Annotated in this window: 24 protein-coding genes; 22 read left to right on the top strand and 2 right to left on the bottom strand. The window is 35.9% G+C overall.

From position 1 onward, the window contains the following. Positions 1-41: 41 nt before the first annotated feature. The 14 genes from leuB (at position 42) to FHP05_RS09210 (ending at position 16789) form a co-directional block, all read left to right on the top strand. Positions 42-1148, top strand: coding sequence for a 3-isopropylmalate dehydrogenase (gene leuB, locus FHP05_RS09275; RefSeq protein ID WP_147667349.1), 1107 nt, complete (start codon positions 42-44; stop codon positions 1146-1148). Between the two features lie 14 nt (positions 1149-1162). Then, positions 1163-2581, top strand: coding sequence for a 3-isopropylmalate dehydratase large subunit (gene leuC / locus FHP05_RS09270; protein ID WP_147667347.1), 1419 nt, complete (start codon positions 1163-1165; stop codon positions 2579-2581). Positions 2582-2669: 88 nt separating this feature from the next. Next, a complete protein-coding gene (leuD, locus tag FHP05_RS09265; protein WP_147667345.1) occupies positions 2670-3254 on the top strand; it encodes a 3-isopropylmalate dehydratase small subunit in 585 nt (194 codons plus the stop codon). A 38-nt stretch (positions 3255-3292) separates the two neighbouring features. Then, positions 3293-4306, top strand: coding sequence for a threonine ammonia-lyase (gene ilvA / locus FHP05_RS09260; RefSeq protein ID WP_147667343.1), 1014 nt, complete (start codon positions 3293-3295; stop codon positions 4304-4306). 160 nt (positions 4307-4466) lie between these two features. Then, on the top strand, positions 4467-5162 hold the full coding sequence (locus FHP05_RS09255) for a response regulator transcription factor (protein WP_147667341.1): 696 nt from the start codon (positions 4467-4469) through the stop codon (positions 5160-5162). Between the two features lie 44 nt (positions 5163-5206). After that, a complete protein-coding gene (locus FHP05_RS09250) occupies positions 5207-6202 on the top strand; it encodes a sensor histidine kinase (protein ID WP_147667339.1) in 996 nt (331 codons plus the stop codon). Positions 6203-6411: 209 nt separating this feature from the next. Further along, positions 6412-7176, top strand: coding sequence for an ABC transporter ATP-binding protein (locus FHP05_RS09245; RefSeq protein ID WP_147667337.1), 765 nt, complete (start codon positions 6412-6414; stop codon positions 7174-7176). Next, the gene (locus tag FHP05_RS09240; protein ID WP_147667335.1) at positions 7151-9034 is read left to right on the top strand and encodes an ABC transporter permease; all 1884 of its coding nucleotides are present in this window, start codon (positions 7151-7153) and stop codon (positions 9032-9034) included. Before FHP05_RS09245 ends, FHP05_RS09240 begins: the two co-directional genes overlap by 26 nt. Before the next feature lie 206 nt (positions 9035-9240). Continuing rightward, the gene (locus tag FHP05_RS09235; protein ID WP_147667334.1) at positions 9241-9849 is read left to right on the top strand and encodes a hypothetical protein; all 609 of its coding nucleotides are present in this window, start codon (positions 9241-9243) and stop codon (positions 9847-9849) included. A gap of 395 nt (positions 9850-10244) precedes the next feature. Further along, complete coding sequence (locus FHP05_RS09230) at positions 10245-11300, top strand: serine hydrolase domain-containing protein (protein WP_191126309.1); 1056 nt, start codon at positions 10245-10247, stop codon at positions 11298-11300. Positions 11301-11538: 238 nt separating this feature from the next. Beyond that, positions 11539-12651: a mandelate racemase/muconate lactonizing enzyme family protein gene (locus FHP05_RS09225; protein ID WP_147667331.1), complete on the top strand. Its 1113-nt coding sequence runs from the start codon at positions 11539-11541 to the stop codon at positions 12649-12651. Positions 12652-12764: 113 nt separating this feature from the next. Continuing rightward, a complete protein-coding gene (locus tag FHP05_RS09220; protein ID WP_147667329.1) occupies positions 12765-14156 on the top strand; it encodes a YfcC family protein in 1392 nt (463 codons plus the stop codon). Positions 14157-14230: 74 nt separating this feature from the next. Next, positions 14231-15334: an amidohydrolase gene (locus tag FHP05_RS09215; RefSeq protein WP_230973975.1), complete on the top strand. Its 1104-nt coding sequence runs from the start codon at positions 14231-14233 to the stop codon at positions 15332-15334. Between the two features lie 156 nt (positions 15335-15490). Further along, positions 15491-16789 (top strand): GntP family permease, encoded by a 1299-nt coding sequence (locus FHP05_RS09210; protein ID WP_147667327.1) that lies wholly within the window; start codon positions 15491-15493, stop codon positions 16787-16789. Between the two features lie 37 nt (positions 16790-16826). Here the strand turns inward: FHP05_RS09210 and FHP05_RS09205 are convergent, their stop codons facing one another. After that, positions 16827-18038, bottom strand: a complete 1212-nt coding sequence (locus FHP05_RS09205) for a multidrug effflux MFS transporter (protein WP_147667325.1) — start codon at positions 18036-18038, stop codon at positions 16827-16829. Positions 18039-18344: 306 nt separating this feature from the next. Between FHP05_RS09205 and FHP05_RS09200 the strand changes: the two genes are divergently transcribed. Next, positions 18345-19037, top strand: a complete 693-nt coding sequence (locus FHP05_RS09200) for a hypothetical protein (RefSeq protein ID WP_147667323.1) — start codon at positions 18345-18347, stop codon at positions 19035-19037. On the opposite strand, the gene brnQ is transcribed toward FHP05_RS09200, so the two are convergent. Next, positions 19038-20390: a branched-chain amino acid transport system II carrier protein gene (gene brnQ, locus FHP05_RS09195; protein WP_147667321.1), complete on the bottom strand. Its 1353-nt coding sequence runs from the start codon at positions 20388-20390 to the stop codon at positions 19038-19040. 362 nt (positions 20391-20752) lie between these two features. Here brnQ and FHP05_RS09190 point away from each other — a divergent pair, with 362 nt between their 5' ends. From FHP05_RS09190 to ahpC, 7 genes are all read left to right on the top strand, one after another. After that, positions 20753-21604, top strand: coding sequence for a DUF4352 domain-containing protein (locus FHP05_RS09190; protein ID WP_147667319.1), 852 nt, complete (start codon positions 20753-20755; stop codon positions 21602-21604). Positions 21605-21694: 90 nt separating this feature from the next. Next, positions 21695-21877 carry a hypothetical protein gene (locus tag FHP05_RS09185; protein ID WP_147667317.1) on the top strand — a complete coding sequence of 61 codons (183 nt, stop codon included), beginning with the start codon at positions 21695-21697 and terminating at the stop codon, positions 21875-21877. Positions 21878-22127: 250 nt separating this feature from the next. Continuing rightward, on the top strand, positions 22128-22715 hold the full coding sequence (locus FHP05_RS09180; protein WP_147667315.1) for an SCO family protein: 588 nt from the start codon (positions 22128-22130) through the stop codon (positions 22713-22715). 213 nt (positions 22716-22928) lie between these two features. Continuing rightward, a complete protein-coding gene (locus tag FHP05_RS09175; RefSeq protein ID WP_230973974.1) occupies positions 22929-23705 on the top strand; it encodes a gluconate 2-dehydrogenase subunit 3 family protein in 777 nt (258 codons plus the stop codon). A 79-nt stretch (positions 23706-23784) separates the two neighbouring features. Continuing rightward, complete coding sequence (locus tag FHP05_RS09170; protein ID WP_147667313.1) at positions 23785-25518, top strand: GMC family oxidoreductase; 1734 nt, start codon at positions 23785-23787, stop codon at positions 25516-25518. 72 nt (positions 25519-25590) lie between these two features. Beyond that, complete coding sequence (locus tag FHP05_RS09165) at positions 25591-25797, top strand: twin-arginine translocase TatA/TatE family subunit (protein ID WP_147667311.1); 207 nt, start codon at positions 25591-25593, stop codon at positions 25795-25797. Positions 25798-26334: 537 nt separating this feature from the next. Next, positions 26335-26904 (top strand): alkyl hydroperoxide reductase subunit C, encoded by a 570-nt coding sequence (gene ahpC / locus FHP05_RS09160; RefSeq protein WP_147667310.1) that lies wholly within the window; start codon positions 26335-26337, stop codon positions 26902-26904. Position 26905 lies beyond the last annotated feature (1 nt).

Here is a 26905-nt window from a genome sequence, read left to right as displayed (position 1 = left end):
AATAAATGAAACGAAACAAAATAAAATTAGGAGGGTATCGCATGGGTAAGCAAGTTGTTTTACTTCCGGGTGACGGGGTCGGTAAGGAGATTATGCAGTCAGCGAAGGTAATTTTAGAAGCGATCAGTAATGAATATGGCTATTCATTTACTTTTCATGAACACTCCATTGGTGGGGATGCCATTGATAAATATGGCGTCCCACTTCCACAACAAACAGTAGAAGCATGTAAGGAAGCAGATGCGATTTTGCTTGGTGCGGTAGGTGGTCCGAAATGGGATAATATTTCTGCTCATAATCGACCGGAAAAGGGACTACTGGGGATCCGAAAGGAAATGGGATTATTTGCCAACTTAAGACCAATCAAAGGGATCAATGCGTTATTATCTGCCTCTCCATTAAAAGAGGAATTCATTAAAAATAGTGATATCCTCATTATTCGTGAGTTAACAGGTGGTCTTTATTTTGGTGAACCAAGTGAAAGACGTGACAATGGAAATAGCGTTGTAGACACCCTTTTTTATCGTCGTGATGAAATGGAGAGAATCATTGATAAAGCTTTCCAACAAGCTATGAAGCGAAGTAAACACCTCACCTCTGTGGATAAAGCAAATGTTTTAGAATCAAGTCGTCTATGGAGAGAAGTTGTAGAGGAAAAACGTCAAGAATATCCTGAAGTCGAAGTAGAACATTTACTTGTTGATGCGGCTGCAATGAAGTTAATTACCCAACCAAATGCTTTTGATGTCATTGTAACGGAAAATTTATTTGGAGATATTTTAAGTGATGAGGCATCTGTTTTGACCGGTTCTTTAGGGATGCTTCCATCTGCAAGTATGCGAGAAGATCATGTTGGATTGTATGAACCAGTACACGGCTCAGCCCCAGATATTACTGGTAAAGGTATTGCAAATCCTTTGGGAATGATTTTATCAACAGCGATGATGCTAAGACATTCTTTTCAAATGGATGAAGCAGCAACAGAAATTGAAAGAGCAGTTAATTATGTACTTGATTTAGGTTATCATACACCAGACCTAGCGAAAATAGGTCAGAAAGCAATCACAACAAAAGAAATGACTGATTTAATTGTTGATCATATTACATTGAAAAGCATTAGCGATAGTATTTGCAGTGTTTATGTGTAGTGAGGAGGTAAAATGTGAAGCAACCAAAAACGATTATTGAAAAAATATGGGATAAACATGTCGTTCATCGGGAAGAAGGAAAGCCAGATTTACTTTATATTGATTTACATTTAGTTCATGAAGTAACATCTCCACAAGCTTTTGAGGGATTGCGAATAAATCAACGCAAAGTTCGCAGACCAGATTTAACATATGCAACAGTAGATCATAATGTCCCAACGAAAAATAGAGACGTGATTAAGGATAAAATTGCGAAAAAACAGATGGAAACATTAAAAAATAATTGTGAAAAATTTGGAATTCCACTAGCAGATATGTATCATCCTGACCAAGGTATTGTACATGTAATTGGCCCGGAACTTGGTTTAACACAACCTGGAAAAACAATCGTTTGTGGAGATAGTCATACATCCACACATGGTGCATTTGGTGCCATTGCTTTTGGAATTGGCACAAGTGAAGTAGAACATGTTCTTGCAACACAATCATTATGGCAAGAAAAACCAAAGACATTGAATGTACATGTCGAAGGTAATCTTGCGGTTGGTGTGACAGCGAAGGATCTTATTTTAGCAATCATAGCCAAGTTTGGCATAAAGTTTGGAACGGGTCATGTTATTGAATATACAGGAGAAGCAATCCGTAATCTTTCCATGGAAGGGCGTATGACCATTTGTAATATGTCGATTGAAGCTGGTGCAAAAGCAGGATTAATTAGCCCAGATGAAAAGACGATTGAATATTTAAGAGGAAAAAGGCATGTTCCAAAGGGAGAAGACTTTGATAAAAAGACTGAGGAATGGCTTTCCTTAAGAACCGATGAAGGAGCTGTTTATGATAAACAAGTGACGATCCATGCCGATGAAGTAGAACCGCAAGTAACATGGGGAACAAATCCAGGAATGTGTGTCCCAATTAGTGGACGTACTCCAAATTTACAAGATGTAGATCAAAAAGCAGATGTACAACGTGCTTTAGAATATATGGGATTGAAAGAAAATCAGCCTGTGACAGAAATTGAAATTGATCATGTGTTCATCGGTTCATGCACGAATTCACGTCTAAGTGATTTGCAAAAAGCAGCTGCCATTGTCAAAGGAAGAACAGTAAATGAAGAAGTACGTGCAATTGTTGTTCCAGGTTCATTCCAAGTGAAAAAAGCAGCAGAAGAAAAAGGATTAGATCAAGTTTTCAAAGAAGCTGGTTTTGAATGGCGTGAAGCGGGTTGTAGTATGTGTTTGGCGATGAATGATGATATCGTTCCACCAGGTGGAAGATGTGCATCCACATCGAATCGGAATTTTGAAGGAAGACAAGGAAATGGAGCACGTACCCATTTAGTTAGTCCAGAAATGGCCGCAGCAGCTGCGATTGAAGGACATTTTATCGATGTACGGAAATATAATCAAGTATTGGAACGAATGAATCGGTGAATTTGGTTCCTTTCAAAAGCCTTTTGAAAAAGTGAATAAACGGCATTAGCAATAAAACATATGATTAGTATGGAATGGAGGTGCCATGATGGAAGCAATACAATCACATACAGGTTTCGTATATCCATTAAACCGTGCAAATGTTGACACAGACCAAATCATCCCAAAACAATTTTTAAAGCGAATCGAACGAACCGGTTTTGGTAAATATTTATTTTTCCATTGGCGTTTTGATGACAATGGAATGAAACGAGCGAATTTTAGCTTAAATGAAGTAAAATATGAAGGTGCAACTATTTTACTTGCTGGAGAAAATTTTGGTTGTGGTTCCTCAAGAGAACATGCACCATGGGCCTTATTAGATTATGGATTTCGCATTATTATTGCTCCTAGTTTTGCAGATATTTTTTATAATAATGCCTTAAAAAATGGAATTATTCCAATTCAAATGGATGCAAAACAGGTAAAAGAGTGGATGGATGAAGCAGCACAGGAAAAGCTAGTTTTAACAATTGACTTAAGGAAAAAAAATATATTAAAGAGAGACGGGGAAATTATCCCATTTGAAATATCCACATACCATCAAAAGAAACTATTAAATGGTTGGGATGATATTGCATTAACATTGCAACATGAAGAGAAAATAAAAGCTTATGAAAATCGGTATCTATAAGAGGAAAGAATAGACTTTAAAATAATAGGGAGAGTGGTTTGCTTGGGAATTTTTTAACAGGAGAAAGAATACACACAGCTTTTGCAAAATTACGTCCGATTGTTCATCGTACTCCAATCCTAACATCCAACACAACAAATCGTCTGGTAGGAAGAAGAGTTTATTTCAAAATGGAGAATCAACAAAAAACAGGGGCATTTAAATTTAGGGGAGCAACATTTAAATTGATGCAATTAAAAAAATCACAACTACAAAAGGGAGTAATTACGGCATCAGCTGGGAATCACGCTCAAGGCCTTGCATATGCGGCCACTAAATTAGACACGAAAGCAACAATATTTATGCCAGTTGGTACCCCAGAAGCAAAAGTGGAAGCAACCAAAAATTATGGCGCAGAAGTAGTGATTACTGGTGAAACGTTTCAGGAAGCATATGAAGCATCTGTTGAAAGGCAAAAAGAATCAAAAGCAGTTTATGTACATCCATTTGATGATGTGGATATCATGGCTGGCCAAGGAACGATTGCATTGGAGTTATTACGTCAAGAAGATCGAATAGATACAATTATTGCTCCAATTGGTGGTGGTGGATTGATCAGTGGAATTGCTACTGCTGCCAAACATGTGAATCGTCATATCCAAATTATCGGAGTCCAGGCGGAAAATTCCTCCGCAGTTTATGATAGTTTCCATCATCAGACGAGAAATGGAGAAGATAAACCTACTATTGCCGAGGGAATTGCAGTGAAGGAGCCAGGGGAAAAGACATTACCAATTATTACGAAATATGTGGATGATGTTGTCACCGTATCAGATGAACAGATTGCTTCTGCTATGATTTATATGTTAGAGCGAAATAAAATGCTTGTAGAAGGTGCAGGTGCTGCTGCTTTAGCTGCATTATTCGCCTATCATGAACAAATTGTTTCACGTCATACTGGAATCATTATTAGTGGTGGGAACATGGATGTGAGTATGATGCCAAGAATTCAACAACTCGCCCAAGACTTATCAACGAATCATGTTACAAAAAAACTGACAGTAAGTTATTAAAAAATACAGCGATTCTCTTCAAAAGAATCGCTGTATTTTTTGTTTACACATACTTTAATAAATGGATGTGATGGTCCTATGCTATAATTTCGGTACATCCTTTTTGTTTGATTTGAAAGAATAGATGTCATAAAGTTCCAGATTGAAATGAGGGATTATAATGAAGAAAATAATGATAGTGGAAGATGATCCTAAAATTGCAGAGCATTTACGGGAGTACATTGAAAAATATGGGTATGAAGTATTTGTAGCAGATGATTTTGAAAACCTAATGGGTGAATTTCGCTTTTTTCAGCCAAGCCTCGTTTTATTAGATATTAATTTACCGAGTTTTGATGGATATTATTGGTGCAGACAAGTTCGTTTAGAATCCATTTGTCCGGTTATTTTTATCTCGGCAAGAACTGGAGAAATGGACCAAGTCATGGCATTAGAAAATGGCGGGGATGATTTTATATCTAAACCATTTCATCCCGATATCGTAATGGCGAAAATCCGAAGTCAATTAAGACGTGCCTATGGAGAATATGCAGCTAAACAAGAAGAACGGATTATTGTAAAAGAAGGATTGAAGCTATATCTAGAAAGATTGGAGTTAAAATATAAAGAAAGGATAGTTTATTTAGCTAAAAAGGAAGCCGATATTTTGGAATATTTAATGATGCGACATCCTAGAATCGCAGGCCGAGAAGATCTCTTGGAAAGATTATGGGATGACCAAGCATATGTTGATGAAAATACATTAAATGTAAATATTGCTCGTGTTCGGAAAAAAATTTCTGAAATCGGAATAGAAGATGCTATTGAAACCGTTCGTGGAGCGGGGTATCGTTTGCGTATTACATGGATGGAATGATTTTTAACCAATGGATAAATTTTATCGGGTGGAGGTGGTGTGGTATGAAACTTTTCATAAAGGAACATTTGTTATTAATCATGGTACAATGTCTCCAGTTTTCGATTATATTACTAATTATTTGGCTTGATGGGTATGATGATTGGAAAATATTACTTTATGCCTTTTTTATTGGGCTATTTTTCTTAAGTGGTTATCTTATTTATCAATATATGACACATAGAGAATTTTATAAAAGATTAGAAAGAGAGTTCTTATCTCTTGATGAATCATTAGAAAAAACAGGTCATACGGCAGTTTCAGAGGCATTTGATGAACTAATTCGTTCCCAATATCGAATGTATATAAAAAAAATAAAGGAAATAGAAAGTACGAAAGAACAGCATCTGGAGTTTATTGATCGCTGGGTTCACCAGATGAAAACACCGTTATCTGTCATTGAATTAACAGCACAAAACCTAGATGAGCCGGATTCTTCCAGCATTCGTGAAGAAACAGAACGAATAAGTAACGGATTACATACTGTGCTTTCAATGGCACGCCTTCGCACTATTAAAGATGATTTTCACATTAAGCCTGTTTATTTAGAAAAACTCATCCATGAGGTAAACCAGGAAAATAAACGTTTTTTTATCAGAAACAAAGTATATCCGAAACTAGAAAAGGGTGATGGCGAGTGGATAGTCGAATCGGATGAAAAATGGCTCTTTTTTGTAATTACACAACTCATCCATAATGGTGTGAAATATTCAACGGGAAAGACGAATAAAATAAGTTTGTCATTATATGAAAGGGAAGAAGCGATTGTTTTGGAAATAACAGATTACGGAATTGGTATACCAGTTGTTGATCAAAAACGAATATTCCAGCCTTTTTTCACCGGTGAAAATGGCAGAAAATATAGGGAATCAACAGGAATGGGATTATATTTAGTAAAGGAAACTCTGGATTATTTAGGTCATTCCATTGAAATGAAGAGTGTCGTCGAAGAAGGCACCACTTTTCGAATTATTTTTGAAACCAATACTAACCTTACATAGATGTAATACTAATGAAAGAATCATCGATAGAAGCTAAAGCCTCAAATAAATTACACTAATAATAGAAAATCGAAAATTAAATAAAACATTGATGGATAGTTAGTATTCGGTGAAGTTGATTTTTTCAGAGAAGAAACATATTTCCTTGACTGTTTTCGTCTTGCCTACTATCTAACAATGTTCAAACTTTAATAAAAGGAGAGCTTGCTATGCTTCAAGTGAATGATTTAAATAAGGTCTATGAAGGTAAGGTCGCTTATCGTGCTTTGACAGATATAAATATGGAAGTTGGAAAGGGAGAATTTGTTGGTATTATGGGGCCTTCTGGAAGTGGAAAGACAACATTATTAAACTTAGTTGCAACAATCGACCAGCCAACTTCTGGTGAAATATTAATAGAAGGAAAGGATCCACACCAACTTAGTAAAAATAAATTGGCAAAATTCCGTAGACAACAATTAGGTTTTGTATTCCAAGATTTTAACTTACTCCATACATTAACTGTAGAGGAAAATATCGTTCTCCCATTAACTTTAGATGGCAAAAAAGTAAAAGAAATGAAAGAAAAGGCAAATGTAATTGCTGAAAAACTCGGTATCTCCCATATAATGAAAAAACGTACATTTGAAATATCTGGGGGTCAAGCACAGCGTGTCGCAGTTGCTAGAGCGATGATTCACCAACCGAAATTGCTTTTAGCAGATGAGCCAACAGGCAATCTAGATTCAAAATCGTCCAGAGATGTGATGGAGATGCTCGAAAACATTAATGAAACAGAAGAAACAACTATGCTACTTGTGACACATGATGCACAAGCTGCTAGTTACTGTGATCGTGTTATTTTTATTCGGGATGGACAATTGTACTCGGAGATTCATCGTGGGGAAAGTCAAAAGGGATTTTTCCAAAAAATAATTGATACACTTTCCTTATTAGGAGGGAATGACAATGACTTTTCGTCAATTCGCTCTTAATAATGTTCTTCGTAACAAACGATTATATGTAGCTTACTTTTTAAGTAGTATGTTTGCTGTAATGGTATTTTTCACATTTTCTATATTTGCATTTCATCCCGCCTTTCAGACAGGAGATATGCCGTCAAGTGCTATGAAAGGAATGCTCGTTTCTGGTGGTATCATTTATGTGTTTTCTTTCTTCTTTGTACTTTATTCTATGAGTTCTTTCTTGCAATCTCGGAAAAAAGAATTCGGTCTCTTAATGTTACTCGGAATGTCGTCACGGCAAATACGACGGATGACATTTTTGGAAAACATGTTAATTGGATTTTTAGCAACTATTAGTGGAATTGGAATTGGGTTAGTGTTTGCGAAAGTTATCTTGTTAATTGCAGAGAAAGTATTAGTGATAGATGAGACGTTGAACTTTTATTTTCCATTAGAAGCAATTGGACTTTCATTTATATCCTTTATTCTATTGTTTTTCGTTATTTCTATTTTTGTAACGTTTATCTTGCGTACAAATAAATTAGTAGATCTTATTAAATCAGATAAGAAATCAAAAGGCGAACCGAAAGCGTCTATTATTTTAACAATCATAGCTGTTTTACTCCTTGCAGCTGGTTATGGAACAGCGCTATATGTTGAAGGAATACAGGTTGTTATGGCATTGATTCCGGTAGTGATTGTCGTAACGATTGGGACATATTTATTTTTTACCCAATTAAGTGTCTATCTCATTCGTCGTCTGAAAAAGAATGAACATATTTTTTGGAAAAAGACAAATATGTTACTTTTTTCTGATTTATCATTTCGTATGAAAGATAACGCGAGGACTTTTTTCTTAGTAGCCATTATTTCAACAGTAGCGTTTAGTGCGATTGGAACCTTATTTGGTTTTCATTCCTATTTGATGAAAGGATTAAAAGATGCTAATCCATATTCTGTTGTATATGAATCTGTTGAAGATGAAGATGTTCAAAAGCAAATATCTGCAATTGATCAGATAATAGCGGATGAAAACGTAACAGCAAATAAAGAAGTTGTGGAAATGAATTATTTTGAAATTGGTATCGATTACCCGGTATTAATCGTGAAAGAATCAGACTATAATCGATTTGCTAAGTTATTAAATGAAAAAGAAATTAAATTAAAAAATAAAGCAGTAGTTGTTTCAGATAATCAAGCAAATATTGGTAATTTCCAAAATGAACAGAAGCTTATGGAAATAGGAATTCCATTAAAATCAGGTGAAAAAGTTCAAGCTTATTCGGAAGTTTCTACCAGTGTTCTTCAAGAAATGAATGCGTACTATATTGTCCGTGATGAAGTATTCAAGCAACTTCCTTCAGCTGTTAAACAAACAACTTTTGCTGCTTGGATGACGAAACAAGCAGATGAAGAACAACTAGTAGCCATAGGAGAAAAGGTGTTTGATCATTTTGATGAATATCATAATGCATTTTCTATGGACTACACAATCTATGAAATTGATAAAGCATATGGACCGATTCTATTTATTGGATTGTTTATCGGAATTGTCTTCTTTGTCTCAGCAGGTAGTTTCTTATATTTTCGCCTGTATTCGGATTTAGATGATGATAAGGAAAAATTCCAAGCAATTGCGAAATTGGGATTAACAAATAATGAATTGAAAAAAGTGATTAACCGGCAAACAGCGATTCTCTTTTTCGCACCAATTATTGTTGCCCTTATTCATGGTGCTGTAGCTCTTACGGCATTAATGCATCTGTTTGATTACAATCTTGTTAAGGAATCGGCAATGGTACTTGGAGGATTTGCGCTCATTCAAATTGCGTATTTCTTTATTGTTCGTTACTTTTATACAAAACAAATTCAACAAGCGATTAAATAAAAATATTATACACTACTTCTCATTTAAAAATATGATTAAAGCTGACTTTAATATTTTGTTAAGGTCAGCTATTTTATTATCTACAATAAATAAAATTCAAAAAATGATACAATAATAGAAATATCTACCTGAGAGGAGTCTCATTGATGCGAAAAATCCTACTTATATGCATTTCAATTATTTTTCTTTTGGCAGGATGTAATTTGTTGAGCTTTGAAAAAGACATAGCTGAAATGGATCCAAAAGACTTACCGGATGTTCCTGCTTTTCAGGATGATTTCACACGAGAATTTATGGCATCAACGGAAGAAGTAGGGGATGGTTATTATGTATTTCAATCGAAAACAGGTGGATACACGATGATGTATCCAGGAGATGCAAAAATGAGCCCTAGATATTATGAAATAAATAATGAATATTTTGAGTCCATTAGATTTGGATCAGATCATGAAGAAATAACAGGAGATACATATTCTGTTAGAGTGATTTATAAAACAGGAAAAAGAACAAATGATGTGGAAGTATTATTCAGTGTTTTATCAGACATGATTGGATATAAAGGTGATTATGAAGAAACAGAATTTGAAGATAAAATAATCTACTTTGCAACCATGAAGTTCGCACCAGAAGATATGGAAGGTAGTTCATATCGATTTTTTGGAATTGTTAAATCGAAAACTAGTAATCAGGCCGTGAGTTATTTATATAAGATTTATTGTAATGATAAGCAGGGGAATTGTAACTATGATATGGACTTCATTGAACAACATGTAAAAAAACTGATGAATTCAATTGAGTTTATAAATGAGGATTGATAGGTGGTTATATAATTGTCCAACCAGAAAGAAGTACTATCGGATGAGTTATTGCGTGACTCGTACTTTAGAATTGGAATATAAGGGTTTAAATGAACAAATAATTTGGCGGATTAAACTTGATGCTGAAATATATATCTATCATTCTGAATATTATATTGATGAAAAAGAAAGCAACGAGTCAATGGGAATAGATTTCAATATATTACAGTACATTATGATATCATTGATATGAATAGGGACTGAATGTAACGTAATAAATTTGTATGATTTGAGCTTTGCACCCTGATGTAGGTGCTTTTTTGTTGCTTGCAATTTCACCATAAAATAATGAGAAAATATAGTGAAATCGTGGTTGTTACACTAGATATAACATGCAAAAAAGGAGCGAGATTATGACTAATCCAATGGTACAAATTAGTGACTATTTGAATATGTATCGGTATCATCATCAAATTCCAGGAATTGTAGCAAGTATTATTCAAGGGGACAACATTATTTTCCAACAAGGATATGGCCGAACATCACTTGAGCAGGATGGAGTAATGATGAAGCCGGATAGCTTATTTTCCATACAACAGCTATCCGAAATATTTACGAGTCTTGCACTTCTTCATTTACAGGAGACTACCGATTTCAACTTGGATGAACCTATCAAGCAACATTTGCCATATTTTCATAAAACTTCTATTACATCTCGTCATCTATTAACACATATGTCCGGATTTCCAGGCGACCAGTGGCTTACAACTTTACTAGATGAAGCATTTGTGGAATTTACAAAAGATATGCCAGAATACCGAGTGATGTATGAACAGTTTTCGGAAATAGAAGAAAAAATTCCTCATATCAAAACACGGGAAGATGTAAGTAAATATTTTTCTACAATTGACCTTGAAAATGAACCCGGCCAAGTGCAGCACTATTTTCCAGATGGCTATGTTATAGCAGCAGATGTTCTGGAAAAGGTTAGTGGGGAGACTTATGAAAGGTATGTACAGAAATATGTTCTAGAGCCATTAAAATTGACGCAAACATTCATGAATACTCCGAAGCAGACAGATGAAAAAATGGCAAACTACTATCTCCATACAATTGGAGAGCCAATGCCTGCACCAACTCCGAATAATAAAATTGGAATACCTATGGGATTTATATATTCAACAGCAAATGATCTAATGAAACTGCTCAGCGAAATGATGCACCCAACAGGAAAAATTCTTTCTAATAGAAGTATGAAACAATTGTTTCCGACAGCGGGTGAACAGTCTTGGTTGGGGTGGCAGCGGAATAATCAACTTATGGAAAAAACAGGTAGTTATCCTGGTGTCAGTAGTTATGTTGCCATTCAGCCAGAACAATCCATTGGTGTTGTTTTATTATGTAATATGGATCAGATTTCTTTAAAAAATGTAGCGAAAAAGTTAATAAATCTTAGTATAAGAGTTTAATAGTCATCACAAAGGTCAGAGAAGAAAGCTTCTTTGACTTTTTTTATTAGGAATTAATGACATCCCTCCCAAAAGTTAGATGAAAATTATAATCTTTGGGGCGCAATACAAACACATCTTTTTATATGAAAGTGAAAAGAAAATATTGACAAAAGGATCAATTTACGGTAGGTTATAAAGTATATTTATTTTTCAGTAAATTCCAAATAGGCAACTAATTTATAGGAGAGATGGATACATGAAAATAAAGAAAGCAGAAATATATCAAGTGGAATATCCTTTAAAGGAACCGTTTATCATTTCATATGCAACATTTCATACGATGCCAGCTATTGTTGTGAAGTTACATACAGACACAGGAATTGTTGGCTATGGGGAAAGTGTTCCAGATGAACATGTGACAGGGGAATCCGTCAAAAGTGTTTATCATGCATTACAGAATCAATTACTTCCTGCGGTAACGAATGAAGACCCATGTAATCTTTTACATATCCATCAATTAATGGATGCTGTCCTCATTGGGAATGGATCAGCAAAAGCTGCCATTGATATTGCTTGTTACGATATTTTAGGTAAGGCAAGTAATCTACCAGTTTATAGTCTTCTAGGTGGGAGAAAGAAGGAAAATCCTACAATCCCAAGAGTATTAAGTATTTTAGAGCCAGAAGTATTGGCAAAGCAAGCACTTGAGGCGAAAGAGGCAGGTTATAAGGAAGTAAAGATGAAACTTGGAACAGATTATGAAAAAGATGTGGAACGTGTTCATAAAGTTCGAGAAGCTGTTGGGGGTAAAATGCTAATACGAGTGGACGTCAATCAAGGATGGGAAAATTTCCAACAAGCCAAACGAATGATGAAGCAGTTGGAACCATATGATGTAACATGGGTGGAACAACCTATCCGAGCCATAGATATTGGTTTTTTTAAACAGTTAAAAGAAAACGCTTCCATACCACTGATGGCAGATGAAAGTCTAGTAGATATTCAAGATTTACGAATTTTATCGGAACACCAATCTGTTGATTATATCAATATTAAGCTGATGAAAAGTGGTGGAATTTATCGTTCTCATCAGTTAGCAATCCAAGCAGAACTTGCAGGAATCGAGTGCCAAATTGGTTCTATGGTTGAATCAAGCATTGCTTCTGCGGCGGGTTTTCATGTTGCATTAGCCCGGCCAAACATAATATCCACGGAATTATCAGGACCGTTGAAGTTTTCAAAAGAACCTGGGAATCTCACTTATGACCTACCTTTTGTCAATATAACGGAAAAACCAGGACTTGGAATAGAGATAGATGAGACCGTCCTAGAAAATCTAACCATTCATTATAAGGAATGGAAAGGTTAAGTATATATTCCGCGATAGATTACTAAAAAAGGGGATGGTTATTTTCCTAAGTTCATGCCATTGATTTGTATATTTTGGAAAAGTGAACAAATATAAGGAGATGAATTTCATTCATGGATGTTCCTACGACGAAGAAGAAAAAACGCTTTATCCCGCATACGTATGCGATTATTTTCGCAATTATTGTATTGATGGCTGTGTTAACATATATTGTTCCAGCTGGTGAGTTCGAACGAGAAGTGATCGATGGGAAAGAAATGGTAATTCAAGGAAGTTATGAACAAATCGAACAACAGCCAGTATCATTTTTTGAAATATTTACGGCGCTACCAGAAGGAATGGAACGCGGTGCGCAAATTATCTTCTATATTTTCCTTGTGGGTGGTGCTTTTGGTGTTATTCGTGAAACTGGTGCCATTGATGCAGGAATCCATCGTCTTGTTCAAGCCATGGGGAAACAAGAACGATTTTTAATTCCAGTTGTCATGTTTGTTTTCTCTATTTTAGGGTTTACAACGGGAATGTCGGAGGAATCTATTATTTTCGTACCGATTGGAATTGCGATTGCCCGTGCACTTGGGTATGATGCCTTGGTTGGAACAGCAATGGTCGCATTAGGAGCAGCAAGTGGATTTATTGGTGGAATGATGAATCCATTTACGGTAGGAGTTGCTCAAGGAATTGCAGAGATTCCGATATTTTCTGGTATCTTATTTCGGTCAGTCGTCTATATTATCGTTTTAACTGTTGGAATTATTTATGTCATGAGTTATGCCAAAAAGGTAAAAAACAATAAAGAGTCTTCTATTGTATATGAGTTAGAACAATCGGCAGCAGCGGAGGAAAAGAGTAATACTAATGAAAAAGTTATTTTCACCTTTCGCCATCTTCTCGTTCTTTTATCTTTAATTATTGGCGTGTTAATCAATATGTATGGAGTTTTTAAATGGGATTGGTTTTTAACCGAACTAGCTGCATCTTTTACTTTAATTGGTTTACTGGCTGGTGCGTTCGGTGGACTTGGCATTAATAAAACGTTTTCTTCTTTTGTTGATGGTATGAAAGTGATTGTGTTTGGAGCATTAATCGTTGGATTTGCACGGACGATTCTTGTTGTCATGGAAAATGGCGCCATTATTGACACGATGATTCAGTATTTGGCAAATGCAATTTCTCATTTACCAGCAACTTTAAATGTTATCGGAATGTATATCTTTCAGATCACTATGAACTTTTTCATTCCATCTGGCAGTGGGCAAGCAGCAACAACGATGCCACTAATGGCTCCTTTATCAGATTTATTAGGGATTGAACGTCAAGTAGCAGTACTCGCCTATCAATATGGCGATTCCATTAGTAACTCGATTATCCCAACATCCGCCTCCTTAATGGGAGTTTTAGCTGTAGCAAAAATCCCCTATGAAAAATGGGTGAAATTCATCTGGAAACTAATCATTTATTGGTGGATTATAGCTGCCATCGCATTAGTTGTAGCAGTTTTGTAGTGCCTGTCACTTCCCGAAATACCTCGAATTTTGTCGAGAGAATTGCTAGCGAAACAAGAATGGAGGATGGAAAAATGGATAGAAAACGGATGGAAGTATTATGGAATCATCTTCACACACATGCAGAGATAAGTTGGAAGGAAGTGGAAACAACAAATTACTTGGTAGCGTTATTTAAAAAATCTGGATTTCATCCTGTCCGCTTTCAGCATATTCCTGGTTTTTATGTGGAAATTGGTAATGATAAGCCAGTTGTCGGACTTCGAGCAGATATGGATGCATTATGGCAAGAAGTGGATGGAGAACACCAGGCTAATCATTCCTGTGGGCACGATGCACATATGACAATTGTTACAGAAGCAATGCATCTATTAAAGAAAATGGAAGGAGATTTCTCCGGAACAATTCGAGCTATATTTCAACCTGCTGAAGAGTTAGGGAATGGAGCAAATCGTGTGGTAGAAGAGGGGATCATTGATGATATGGATTATTTATTCGGTATACATTTACGTCCAAAAAGCGAAATTGGCTTTCCTAACTGTGCCCCTGGAATTCAACATGGGGCATGTCTTTTTGTTAAAGGTGAAATAAAAGGAGAAGATCATCATGGCGCCCGCCCACATGAGGGGATAAATGCCATTGAAGTGGGTGGAATTATTCAACAACATTTGAAAAATATTCACATTTCCCCATTCATTCCAGCATCTATTAAGATGACCAATTTTCATGCTGGAACTGATAATTTTAATATTATTCCAGGAAAGGCGACTTTTGGATTGGATATACGTTCCCAAACAAATGAAGGTATGACATTTTTAAAAGGGGAAATCTCTCGTCTATTAGAGCATATTTCTAATATATATAATGTTCCAATCGAATATGAATTAATCGATGATGTACCCGCAGCAATGATCAATCCGGAAGCAGAGAAAATCATGGAACAAGCAATTATTCATACGTTAGGCAAGAATGCCCTAGTATCGACAATTGAAACTCCGGGTTCAGATGATTTTCATTATTATACAGCCAATCGCCCACAAGTAAAAGCGACCATGCTTGCATTAGGAGCAAATGTCTCACCAGGTTTGCACCACCCGCATATGACCTTTAACCATGAGTCATTGAAAAATGGGGTAGAAGTTTTGGTGGAAGCATGTATGTTAGCTACAAAAAAATAAACAAATCCCATCCCTGGTCGAGATGCGCACATCACGGGCCGATAACCGCACATCCCAACTCAAAAGCCGCACCACCACGGCCAGCATCATTTACATTTTAGGTAAAACTTATTCTATATTATTTAAACTCTGATACAAACATTGAGGTGATTACATATGATAAGTGTCATTGGATTAATTCTTAGTCTTGCTTTATTAATTTTCTTCACAATGCGTGGAATTAATATTATCATTGCTGCTGTTTTCTGTTCATTTATTTTAGCAATAACAGGTGGGCTGAATATCATTGAAGCATTGACAGAATATTATATGGTTGGGTTTACTGATTTTTTCAAGTCTTGGTTTCTCATTTTTTTAGCTGGTGCAGTTTTTGGAAAATTAATGGAAGATACAAAAGCAGCGAAATCCATAGCATACTGGTTCCAACATAAAGCAGGTGCAAAAGGTGCAGTTTTTGCAGTTGTTGGAGCGAGCGCCATCATGACATATGGTGGAGTGAGTGTGTATATTGTTGCTTTTTGTGTGTACCCGATTGCAGTGTCTTTATTTAAAAGTGCCAATTTACCACACCGTTTTATTCCAGCGGCATTGGTGTTTGGTTCGATTTCCTTTACGATGACATCACCTGGTTCACCAGAAATTCAAAATGTTATCCCAACACAACATTTTGGAACAACACCAATGGCAGGGGGATGGATTGGGTTTCTAGGTGCATTTTTAATTATGATTTCTGGTGGAATTTTAATTAATCGAATGGTTTCTAAAGCTGTAAAAAATGGAGAGACATTTAAACTTCCATATAAGAATGAAGCATTGGAAAATGAAGCAGAAGAAAATCTTCCAAATATATTACTTGCTATTATTCCATTAATAATGGTTGTTACTGTTTTGAATATATTGGCACGCTTTATTGTTACGGAAGAAGCGGTTCTAGTTGCTCTTGTTGCAGGTTCACTAGTTGCATGGTTACTCATGTTTAAACAAATGCATACACATATGACCGTTCTAACTAAGGGAACAGAGAATGCGTTGGTAGCGATTGCGAATACTTGTGGGGTTGTCGGATTTGGTGCTGTCGCTTCAAAGGTTCCTGCCTTTTCTACAATTGTTGAAAAATTAACGAATATGCCTGGTTTAGAATATGCAGGACTTGCAATTGCTGTAACCATTATTGCCGGTATCACTGGTTCAGCAGCAGGTGGGCTAGGCATTGCTTTACCAATATTAGCACCGATTTATCAAGCACAAGGTTTGGATCCAGGGGCAATGCATCGGATTTCTGCTTTTGCATCAGGTGGATTGGATTCCTTGCCACATAATGGCTATATCGTCACAACCGTTCAAGGGGTGTGTAAAGAAACTCATCAAAGGGCCTATAAACCAATTTTTATATTAAGTGTCGTGATGCCAACCATTGTCCTCGCATTAGTTGTCGTTTTATATACAATCTTTTAATTATACACATGAAAAATCAAGCACCTCTTTCAATTAGTCAGGATGCTTGATTTTTTCTAGCAAATGTATAGCAGACAATCGCGAACAGGTGACAAATGACGATGATAAGCATCATCGGAAATGCAGATGTATCCCCCGCTATACCGACAAGTGGAGAAACAATTCCACCAGCAATAAATGGAAGTAAGCCAAGAAAGGCAGAAGCACTGCCAGCAGCATCTCCCTGTGCTTCCATTGCGAGTGAAAAGGATGTGGTAGAAATGATACCAACACTTGATACGATCATAAACAAGGCAATGGCCATATAGACAATGGACAATTCCATCCATACAACAAATAAAAGTCCAATGCCACCAATTGCCCCGTAGAAAATCCCCGCACGTAGTAGGTTAATTTCTTCAAACTTCGCTGCTAAGCGCCCAGTGAGTTGAGCAGCCGCAATAATTCCTAGCCCATTAAGTGCAAAGAATAAAGAAAACTCTTGTGGGGACACACCATACAAATTTTGTAAAATAAAAGGTGAACCAGCAATATAGGCAAACATACCAGCCATCATAAAGGCTTGTGTGAAAGAAATCCCCATGAAAAAGCGGTCAGATAATAGTCCTTTAAATGTCTTTAAAGTCTGAAACAATCCACCTTTCGCACGTTTTTCTTCAGGCAATGTATCTGGTAAAAGAAACAAAACAGCGATTAACATGATAAAACCGATACTTGCTAAGATATAAAAAATTCCTTCCCATTCTGTATAACGAAGAACAAAACCACCGACAACAGGTGCTAATATTGGTGCTGCACCATTTACCAATGCTAAAAGTGCGATGAATTTTGTCAATGCTTTTCCAGAATACATATCACGAGCGGATGCACGGGCAATCACGACACCAGCAGCCCCGGTAAAACCTTGAAAAAATCGTAATACAATGAACCACATAATATGTGAAGTAAGACCAATGAGTAAAGAAACAACACCATAACTAAATAAAGTAAATAGTAATGGGTGACGTCTTCCATGAATGTCACTTAATGGTCCGAAAAATAATTGCCCGACACCAAGCCCAAGAAGTGTTGCTGTTAGACTCAATTGAACAAGTGATGTGGAAGCCTGTAGGTCATTAGCCACATCTGGTAATGCTGGTAGGTACATATCCATGGAAAGTGGACCGAAAGCAGTTAATGAACCAAGGATTAGAACGAGCCATATTTTTGCTGTAGATATAGGTTTTTCTTTTGCTATTTGCTTTGCCAAATAAATTCCTCCTTCTTTATTCTAATGCACATTTATAGAATAATAGAAAATAAGTACCTATTTCAGGAAGCCGCACATCTCAAGGTGACAAGCGCACATCCTCGGACCGATAACCGCAGATCATCTTCAGGCGACAAGCGTACATCCCAGGATGACAAGCTCACATCACTAACGAAGAGGCGGATTTTTGAGATTTTCTCTATCATACCTTATTTGCATGAACCTATGGGTGCTTTATGCTTTGAAAAAACAAAGGAAATTCCAGTGGGAAGCAGATACAATAAATAGAACGGGAGTGTGATGCAGTTGAGAGAAGTTTTGACAAAAGGGCAGTTGAAAAGTGGGGAATCTTTCCATATACAAAGATTGACCATGAACGATATTCCAAAGATTAACAGATTGCAAGATACGGTTGTTGAAAAATTACATGACTCGAACATGCTTGTGACATTATCTGATTCCGAAATCCAACATATTTTATTAGATGGCGGGTTATTTATCGGTGTTTTTATAAAAGAACGTCTAATTGCCTGTCGAGCATTTTTAATTCCAGATATTGATGATCCAGAACATTTAGGCTATGATGCGCGAATTCCAAAAGGGGAATTTCCAGAAGTTATCTATTCTGAAATATCGATGGTAGACCCTAGTTACAGAGGGAATCGGTTACAAACATTTATGGGGAAAATATTGATAGAACTCGTTAAACAATCGAATTTTAAGTATGTATTAACAACTGTTGCTCCGAATAATATTCCGAGTTTGAAAGACAAATTCGCATTAGGAATGAGAATCGTTCATGTAAAAGAGAAATATGGCGGCAAATTACGATTTATTCTGTACCGCCATGTACATAAGACTTCGGAATTACCTGTTAAGGATGAAAGGCTTGTTCCCATTGATAACATGAAGTTGCAGGAGAAGTTATTAAAACTAGGATATTGTGGGATTGAAATTCAAGCTAACGGAAAAATAAAGTATGAAAAAAGAGGGGATTGATTACCCCTCTTTACTCTCCTCCATTTGATATATTTCAGCATCTGATTGATTAAATAAGGTGTATACAAAGCCAAGTATAGCACCGATAAGACCTGTTACAATCCACCCAGCCCCAATGGAGAATAAAGGAATGAAAGAGAATACGTGATTGATTGAATCTACGAAAAATCCAGCTTCTTTTATGGCGTCTAAAAGTGCAACAAATCCAGTACCAATCATTGTTCCTACATAGACAGCTTGGCGGCCTTTAAACCAATTATTTGTAAAAGATAGAACAATCAATGCAATAGAAAGCGGATACAATAATAATAAAATAGGTGAAGCAATATCAAGGATGGTTGCTAGTCCGAAATTAGTGATACCTAGACTGATCAATGCTAAAACATAAATCCACTTTCGATACGAAACCGTTGGGAAAATGCGGCTAAAATATTCTGCTACAGAAGATAGACAAGCAATATTCGTTGTGATTCCTGTTAAGAAAATAACTGTCCCAATCATAAGTAAACCAATGTCACCATATAAAAATTGAGAACTATATGCTAGTACTTCTCCACCATTATTTGCATATCCAATCGCATCTACACTTGAAGCACCAATCCATGCGAGTGATAGTTGTAAAATGGCTAGTCCAATCACCGTAATAATTCCAGATTTAATAAAAACAATCGATGTTTCCTTTTTACCTGTCACACCTTGATTTTGAATCGCTTTTATAAAAATACCACCAAAGATAAATGCTGCAAGTACATCCATTGTATAATACCCTTCTACAAATCCTTTGAAAAATACATTATCCAAATAGGGTTCTTTTGGTGTATTTGGTGATCCCATCGGTGTAATGAAAGATTTTATAATTAGTAAAGCTAACAATGTTCCGAAAATAGGTGTAATAATTTTACCTAGTCGGTCAACAAATTTACTTGGATTTAACGACAGTAGAACGGTTAAGACAATAAAAACAGTAGAAAATAAGAATAGAATGAGACTACCAGAATTAGTTGAATCTAGAATTGGTGCAATGGAAACTTCATATACTACAGATGTTGTCCTTGGGATGACATATATCGGCCCGAGTGTTAGAAATAATGCGATTGAAAATAGAACACCGAATTTCGGACCAACTCTACTTGCAAGATTTTCTACCGTACCACCAGAAATAGCAAGAGAAATAATAGCTAATAAAACTAAGCCAACCCCAGTAATTAAAAAACCAACCATCGCAACCCATGTATTTGTTCCTGCTAATTGCCCAACCATTGGGGCAAATATTGTATTACCTGCTCCGAGGAACATCGCTAATAACATAAAACCAATCGCTAATAATTGTCCAAAAGATAATTTTTTCTGCATGTGCTTCCTCCTAAAATGGGTTTTCGAATGTCACGAATCTTTACGAAGAGCAATGATGAATGAAGTGGTGAGAACATTCGAGCATGCTGTGTGTAAGGAAACTTCTGACACTTCTTGTTTGTTGGATAAGAGCTTTAAGTAGCTTCCGTTTAAAAATAAACCAAAAGAGGTAAACGCTTTCACATTTTGAAATAGAAAGTCTTTTCTCTTTAATGTAAATATTTTATCACAAAAAGGATTTTTATTCATTATTCTTTAATTATTATGAATCATTTTTTTATGAAAATTGAAATACATATTTTTGTCCACCCTAAATGCTATAGTGAAAATGTAATCATAAAATAAAAAAGGGGTTGGATGTTATGCTTAGAAGAATGTTGATTGTCCTTATTAGTGTAGTTTTTGCATTAGCAGCTTGTGGGACAGAGGAATCTGGAAGTGCGAAGGAAGCGGATGGCTCCAAGGGTGAAGAATCTACAACTAAAGAAACAAAAGCAAAAGGTGTTGTAAAAGCAGAAGATATCGATAAAATGTATACCAATCCAAAAGATTTTAAAGGGTATGAGGTAGAATTAACAGGCCAAGTATTTAGTGAGACAGAAAAAGATGATGATGGTGTTTATTTTCAAATGTTTGCTGATCCGGAAAACAGTGAACAAAACACCATTGTTGGAATAGAAGATTCAAATGTTCAAGTAAAAAGTGAGGATTATGTGAAAGTAACCGGAGTCGTCAAAGATGTCTATGACGGAGAAAATGCTTTTGGAGCAACTATTGAAGCACCGGCAATTTTAGCAACTGAAGTGGAAGTAGTAGATTATATTACTGTAGTAGCACCGACTAAAGAAACAATTGAAGTCAATGAAAACATTACACAACATGGATATGATATACAGTTACAAAAAATTGAATTAGCTGAAAATCAAACAAGGGTATATTTGAAGGTTGCGAATGAATCGGATGACCCAATTTCTTTTTACTCATTTAACTCAAAAATTCTCGCAGGAAATAAACAACTAGAAGAAATAGATGTATATGAATCTGGACTACCTGAAATCCAGTCTGAAATATTGCCAGGGATCGAAACAGAAGGGGTAATCATTTTCCCAGAACTTGATGAGGAAATTGAAGAATTGAAATACCATGCAGAAGGGTCATCAGAAAACTATGAATTAGAATTCAAACCATTTGTGTTTGATGTTGATATTAAATAGATGCTATGAGTGCCTAAATGATTGAATAAATTCCTGCAACAGTCACTCATAAGGATTATGAATGCCCAAATGATCTGGTGATATCCAGAGATGGTAACTCATAAGGTTGGTGAAGACCCAAACCAACGCGATAATACCCAAATGGTCGTTCATCAAAATAAAGAAGTACTAATAATCAGAGTAGACATAGAAACGGCTCCACTGCAAACAGGTGGAGCTGTTTTAGTACTACATTATTCGGATTTTCTTCTATCTAATCATGTTCCTATTTGAATCATTTAAGTAGGTGTTACAAATTACTATTTACTTCATTATGTTGGAAATATCGTCTATTGTAATTGCCATTTTATCTAAATAGAATAGTATTGTTTTTCCTACCTCAATCAATATTTCACCTTATTATAAATTCACCCAATTATTCCCCATCTATCTAAAATAATCTTTTAAAATTATATATTTTTTATGGTAAAGTGGTGTAGTTATGTTTTACATTAAAATTTTTACAAGAAGGAAGGGTGAAACAATGAGGCGTTTGCATTTGCTTTTTATCATTATACTCTTTCTTCCATTTTTCCTAGTGGGATGTATGGGTGGAAAGATAGATGAAAATATGTCAGAGCAATTGCCAGATTTTGAATATACAACACAAGATAGTGAAAAATTAAGTTTGGAAGATTTGAAAGGAAAATGGTGGATCGCGAGTTTCGTATATACGAACTGTACAACGATTTGTCCTGTGATGACGGAAAATATGGTTCACTTACAAGAGCAATTTAAAGATAAACAACTAGATATTGAAATTGTTTCCTTTAGTGTGGATCCGGAATTTGATACACCCGAAATTCTAAAGCAATACGCCAAGGAACATCAAGTGGATTTTAGTAATTGGACATTTTTAACGGGATATGACTTTGAAACGATTCGGAATTTGTCGGTGAACTCTTTTAAAACATCTTTACAAAAAGCAAGCCCTGGTACAGGAAATGATCAAATAGCACATGGGACGAGTTTTTTTCTAGTGAATCCAAAAGGGAAAATCGTGAAAAAATATGATGGTGTCGGGGATAAAGGACAGGAAGAAGCTGTGGAGGATGTCAAGGCTATTCAATAGAAAAATGTAAAAAATCTACCTTTAAAGTAAATTGTGTGATAATGATAGAAAATTCGCTTGATTTTTTTAATTGATATTCCTAAAACTCCTATATATAATACCTATTATTACGGTGAATATAGTGAAAATATTCCACTATACTTTTAGAGTACTAGATTATATAAATTATGTGGAATTGTTTTGATGATTTATAGCACAAGGAGGAGGGGCACCGTGACAGAAAAACATACAAAAGATACATTAAACAAAAATGGACAAGATCCAAACGAAAAGGGCATGGACCGCCGTAAATTCATAAAAAACACCGGTCTTGTTATGGGTGGTGTGATTGGTGGTTCTTTATTTGGGGGATTATTAACAAACCAATTCCAATCTGAACCAGCATCAAAAGAAACAGTTGTAGAAGATGACGGAAAAAATGCTAGAATTTTCTTCAACCGTAAGGAAGATTTTGATGTTCTAAGTGCGGCTGTTGAACGCATCTATCCAGAAGACGATAATGGACCAGGGGCAGTATGGCTAGGTGTGCCATATTTTATTGACCGCCAATTAGCGGGCGAATTTGGTAACAATGGAAAAGAGTATATGCAAGGACCTTTCAAAGACATTAATAATAGTGAGAGATATCAGTCACGACTAAATCGTGGTGACATGATGTTAGAGGGCTTACGAACAATGAATCAAGTTAGCCTAAAAAAGAATAACGAATCCTTCGACAAAATTGAAGGTGAAAAGCAAGATGAAATTTTAGCTGCTTTTGAAGAGGGAAAAGTGAAGATGAAAGGTGCTTCAACAGAATCATTCTTCCAATTACTTCGTCAAATGACAATTGAAGGAGCATATGCTGATCCGCTTTATGGTGGAAATAGAGATATGATGGGCTGGAAAATGCGTGAATTCCCAGGACCACGTCCAGCATATATCAATGAAATTGAATCAGAAGAGTTTGTGAAGCATGATCCGATTAGTTTAAAAGACTATCAACCATAAATGAAAGAACTTAATGATAGATAATAATAGATTAAGAGATTTTTTCAGTACTGGATTTTTATTAAGGAGGATTTAAGGAATGCCTAAGAAATTAGATAAAGTAGACGTCGTTGTTGTTGGGACAGGTTGGTCTGGCGGCGTTGTATCAGCAGAACTTGCAAAAGCTGGTTATAAAGTTGTTGCACTTGAACGTGGAGAAGATAAATCAACCAAGGACTATATCGGAGCAAAAGACGAGTTGCGTTATATGTCTCGTAAATATATTATGCAAGATTTAAGTTTAGAAACAATTACATCAAGAACGGATATGGATAAAACAGCATTACCTGTAAGAACGCAAGATGAAATGATGGTTGGAAACAACTTAGGTGGCAGTAGTGTTCACTGGGCAGGAGCTACATATCGTTGGAATCCATTTGAATTTGAAATTCGTTCAGAAATTGAAAAACGCTATGGAAAAGATCGAATCCCTGAAGGCTCCCTATTACGTGACTGGGGAATTAGCTATGATGAGATTGAGAAATATTATGATCGTTGGGAGAAAACAGCAGGTATCTCTGGAGAAGAGGATCCAATAGGAGCAGAACGTTCATCTGAATATCCCAACCCACCAACTGTTGAAACACCAAATTTACGTCTATTTAAAGATGCGGCAAAAGAATTGGGATACCATCCATTCCAAATATCTTCTGCAAACGTAACACAAACATATGAAAACCCAGATGGACAAATGATTAACCAATGTCAATACTGTTCTTACTGTACACATTATGGCTGTGACTTCGGTGCAAAATCTGACCCTATTGTAACGGTGATTCCAACAGCAAAAGAAACAGGTAATTTCGAATTACGAACACATGCCTATGCACGTCGTGTGACATATGATGGTAAAAAAGCAACAGGCGTTATCTATGTTGATATGATGACAGGTCAAGAATATGAACAACCAGCAGATGTTGTTGTTCTCGGTGCATTCACATTAGCAAATAACCGTCTTTTAATGATGTCACAAATTGGAAAGCCATATGATCCTAAAACAAAAACAGGTGTTATTGGCCGTAACTTTACCGGACAATTTAACATCACATTCTTAGGAGCCCATGGTTTCTTTAATGATAAGAAATTTAATCTACATATGGGTGGAGGAGCATTAGGTGCTACGTTTAGTGATTTAACTGGTGAGCATATCGATAACTCGAAAACAGATTTTCTACACGGTGGTGGTGTGGAAATTAGACAGTACGGGGATGCGCCAATCAATAATAATATGGTACCAAAAGGCACACCGTCTTGGGGGAAAGAATGGAAAGAGAAATCTCTATTCTACGCAAACCGTCATTTAACGGTTTGGTTCACACCAGGTGTTTTACCATGGTGGCATAACTACCTAGACTTAGACCCAACTTATAAAGATACATTCGGTGATCCATTACTACGTGTAACAAATAAATACACAGATCAAGACCGTAATATTGCCAAATACGGTATTGAAAAAAGTAAAGAAATCATGGAGAAAATGGGAGCAGACATTGTAGATGTTGACGAAGTTCCGGAAGAATTTGACCATGTATACAATGGCGCACACTATGCTGGTGGTGTTACAATGGGAGAAGACCCAGAAACATCTGCAGTAAACACATACCTACAAATGTGGGATGCAGAAAACCTATTTGTTGTTGGTGCGTCTGCAATGCCTCATTTCGGTGACCGTCACCCAACAGCTACAGTAGGTGCCCTTGCATATCGTGCAGCTGAAGGTATAGAAAAATACTTAAAAGGTGATGGTGGTTTATTAATTAAACCGAAAAATTAAAAGCACATGCACACCTCTTTTAGGATGAAAATGCTAAAGAGATGCTGATATGTAGCATTGGAGGTGGATTACATGGGAATCGCAAACATTGGTATACCTGGATTAATTCTAATTGTTGTATTAGCATTAATTATTTTTGGACCTAGTAAATTACCAGAGATTGGAAAAGCGGCAGGCCAAACCTTACGTGAATTTAAGAAATCAACCAGTGATTTAATGGGTGATGATGAAAAAGAGAAAAAAGAAGAAGATGCTACAGATAAAGAAAAACAAGCATAAATTTACTGTCTAAGTTTAGAATAAAGATACTTAGTTGGAGTGAGTCATGTTATAAATGGCTCACTCCTTTTTAGGTAGATAAAACCATTTAAAAGCATGAAAGATTATTTTTCATCCTATTTAAATGTAGATTCTGATAGTATTGCATATTTTTAAAAGCCTACATTATCGAGAAGTATAAAGTGAAACTTCAATCAGTGGGAGTATCGAATTCTTGAAGTGAAGGTCCTACAGCCAGTTAATACGCGATAAATATTAATTGATAAAGAAAGACCGATGAAAAAAATGAATATTTCCTGAGCTGATGTGGAAACATAGAATATCATGGGAAATTTTATGACAACAACTATCTATTAAGTACGGAATGACAGAGTTTATAAAAAAGTCATTAGAAAAGATAGTATTTTATTTGACTAATACTTAATTCCATGTAATAATAAATACGTAATTAGAATTATTATAAAAAAATATCTGTTATTGAGGGCGTAATGCCTTTAATAATTATATTCTAAAAAATACACTAGGAGGAATTTTATTATGTCTCAAATTGGAAAAGAAGTAGAAACATTTAAAGCACAAGCTTACAATGCTAAAACAGATGAGTTTATCGAGGTAACAGAAGAAGATTTTAAAGGGAAATGGAGCATTGTTTGCTTTTACCCTGCAGACTTTTCATTTGTTTGCCCAACAGAACTTGAAGATCTTCAGAATCAATATGCAACATTAAAAGAACTAGGTGCAGAAGTTTACTCTGTCTCAACAGATACCCATTTTGTTCATAAAGCATGGCATGATCATTCAGATGCAATCAGTAAAATAGAATATGTTATGATTGGTGACCCATCTCAAACAATTACTAGAAACTTCGACGTATTAGATGAAGAATTAGGTCTTGCACAACGTGGAACGTTCATTATTGACCCAGATGGTGTTGTTCAAGCAGCTGAAATCAATGCAGACGGAATTGGCCGTGATGCAAGTACATTAGTAGGTAAATTAAAAGCAGCACAATATGTTCGTAAAAATCCAGGCGAAGTTTGCCCTGCAAAATGGGAAGAAGGTTCTGAAACACTTGCACCAGGACTTGACCTTGTAGGTAAAATTTAAG

The organism is Cerasibacillus terrae (assembly GCF_008039555.1).
Lineage (GTDB): Bacteria > Bacillota > Bacilli > Bacillales > Amphibacillaceae > Cerasibacillus > Cerasibacillus terrae.
Note: the sequence above shows the minus strand (reverse complement) of the source record. Positions and strands in the feature narration are given on the sequence as shown.

Coding starts and splice junctions, on each gene's coding strand:
- brnQ (WP_147667321.1), bottom strand. CDS start 20,390: ATGCAGAAAAAATTATCTTTTGGACAATTATTAGCGATTGGTTTTATG.
- FHP05_RS09250 (WP_147667339.1), top strand. CDS start 5,207: ATGAAACTTTTCATAAAGGAACATTTGTTATTAATCATGGTACAATGT.
- FHP05_RS09240 (WP_147667335.1), top strand. CDS start 7,151: ATGACTTTTCGTCAATTCGCTCTTAATAATGTTCTTCGTAACAAACGA.
- FHP05_RS09210 (WP_147667327.1), top strand. CDS start 15,491: ATGATAAGTGTCATTGGATTAATTCTTAGTCTTGCTTTATTAATTTTC.
- leuB (WP_147667349.1), top strand. CDS start 42: ATGGGTAAGCAAGTTGTTTTACTTCCGGGTGACGGGGTCGGTAAGGAG.
- FHP05_RS09190 (WP_147667319.1), top strand. CDS start 20,753: ATGCTTAGAAGAATGTTGATTGTCCTTATTAGTGTAGTTTTTGCATTA.
- FHP05_RS09255 (WP_147667341.1), top strand. CDS start 4,467: ATGAAGAAAATAATGATAGTGGAAGATGATCCTAAAATTGCAGAGCAT.
- FHP05_RS09180 (WP_147667315.1), top strand. CDS start 22,128: ATGAGGCGTTTGCATTTGCTTTTTATCATTATACTCTTTCTTCCATTT.
- FHP05_RS09185 (WP_147667317.1), top strand. CDS start 21,695: ATGGTAACTCATAAGGTTGGTGAAGACCCAAACCAACGCGATAATACC.
- FHP05_RS09165 (WP_147667311.1), top strand. CDS start 25,591: ATGGGAATCGCAAACATTGGTATACCTGGATTAATTCTAATTGTTGTA.
- FHP05_RS09245 (WP_147667337.1), top strand. CDS start 6,412: ATGCTTCAAGTGAATGATTTAAATAAGGTCTATGAAGGTAAGGTCGCT.
- FHP05_RS09230 (WP_191126309.1), top strand. CDS start 10,245: ATGACTAATCCAATGGTACAAATTAGTGACTATTTGAATATGTATCGG.
- FHP05_RS09215 (WP_230973975.1), top strand. CDS start 14,231: ATGGATAGAAAACGGATGGAAGTATTATGGAATCATCTTCACACACAT.
- leuD (WP_147667345.1), top strand. CDS start 2,670: ATGGAAGCAATACAATCACATACAGGTTTCGTATATCCATTAAACCGT.
- FHP05_RS09220 (WP_147667329.1), top strand. CDS start 12,765: ATGGATGTTCCTACGACGAAGAAGAAAAAACGCTTTATCCCGCATACG.
- ahpC (WP_147667310.1), top strand. CDS start 26,335: ATGTCTCAAATTGGAAAAGAAGTAGAAACATTTAAAGCACAAGCTTAC.
- FHP05_RS09225 (WP_147667331.1), top strand. CDS start 11,539: ATGAAAATAAAGAAAGCAGAAATATATCAAGTGGAATATCCTTTAAAG.
- FHP05_RS09170 (WP_147667313.1), top strand. CDS start 23,785: ATGCCTAAGAAATTAGATAAAGTAGACGTCGTTGTTGTTGGGACAGGT.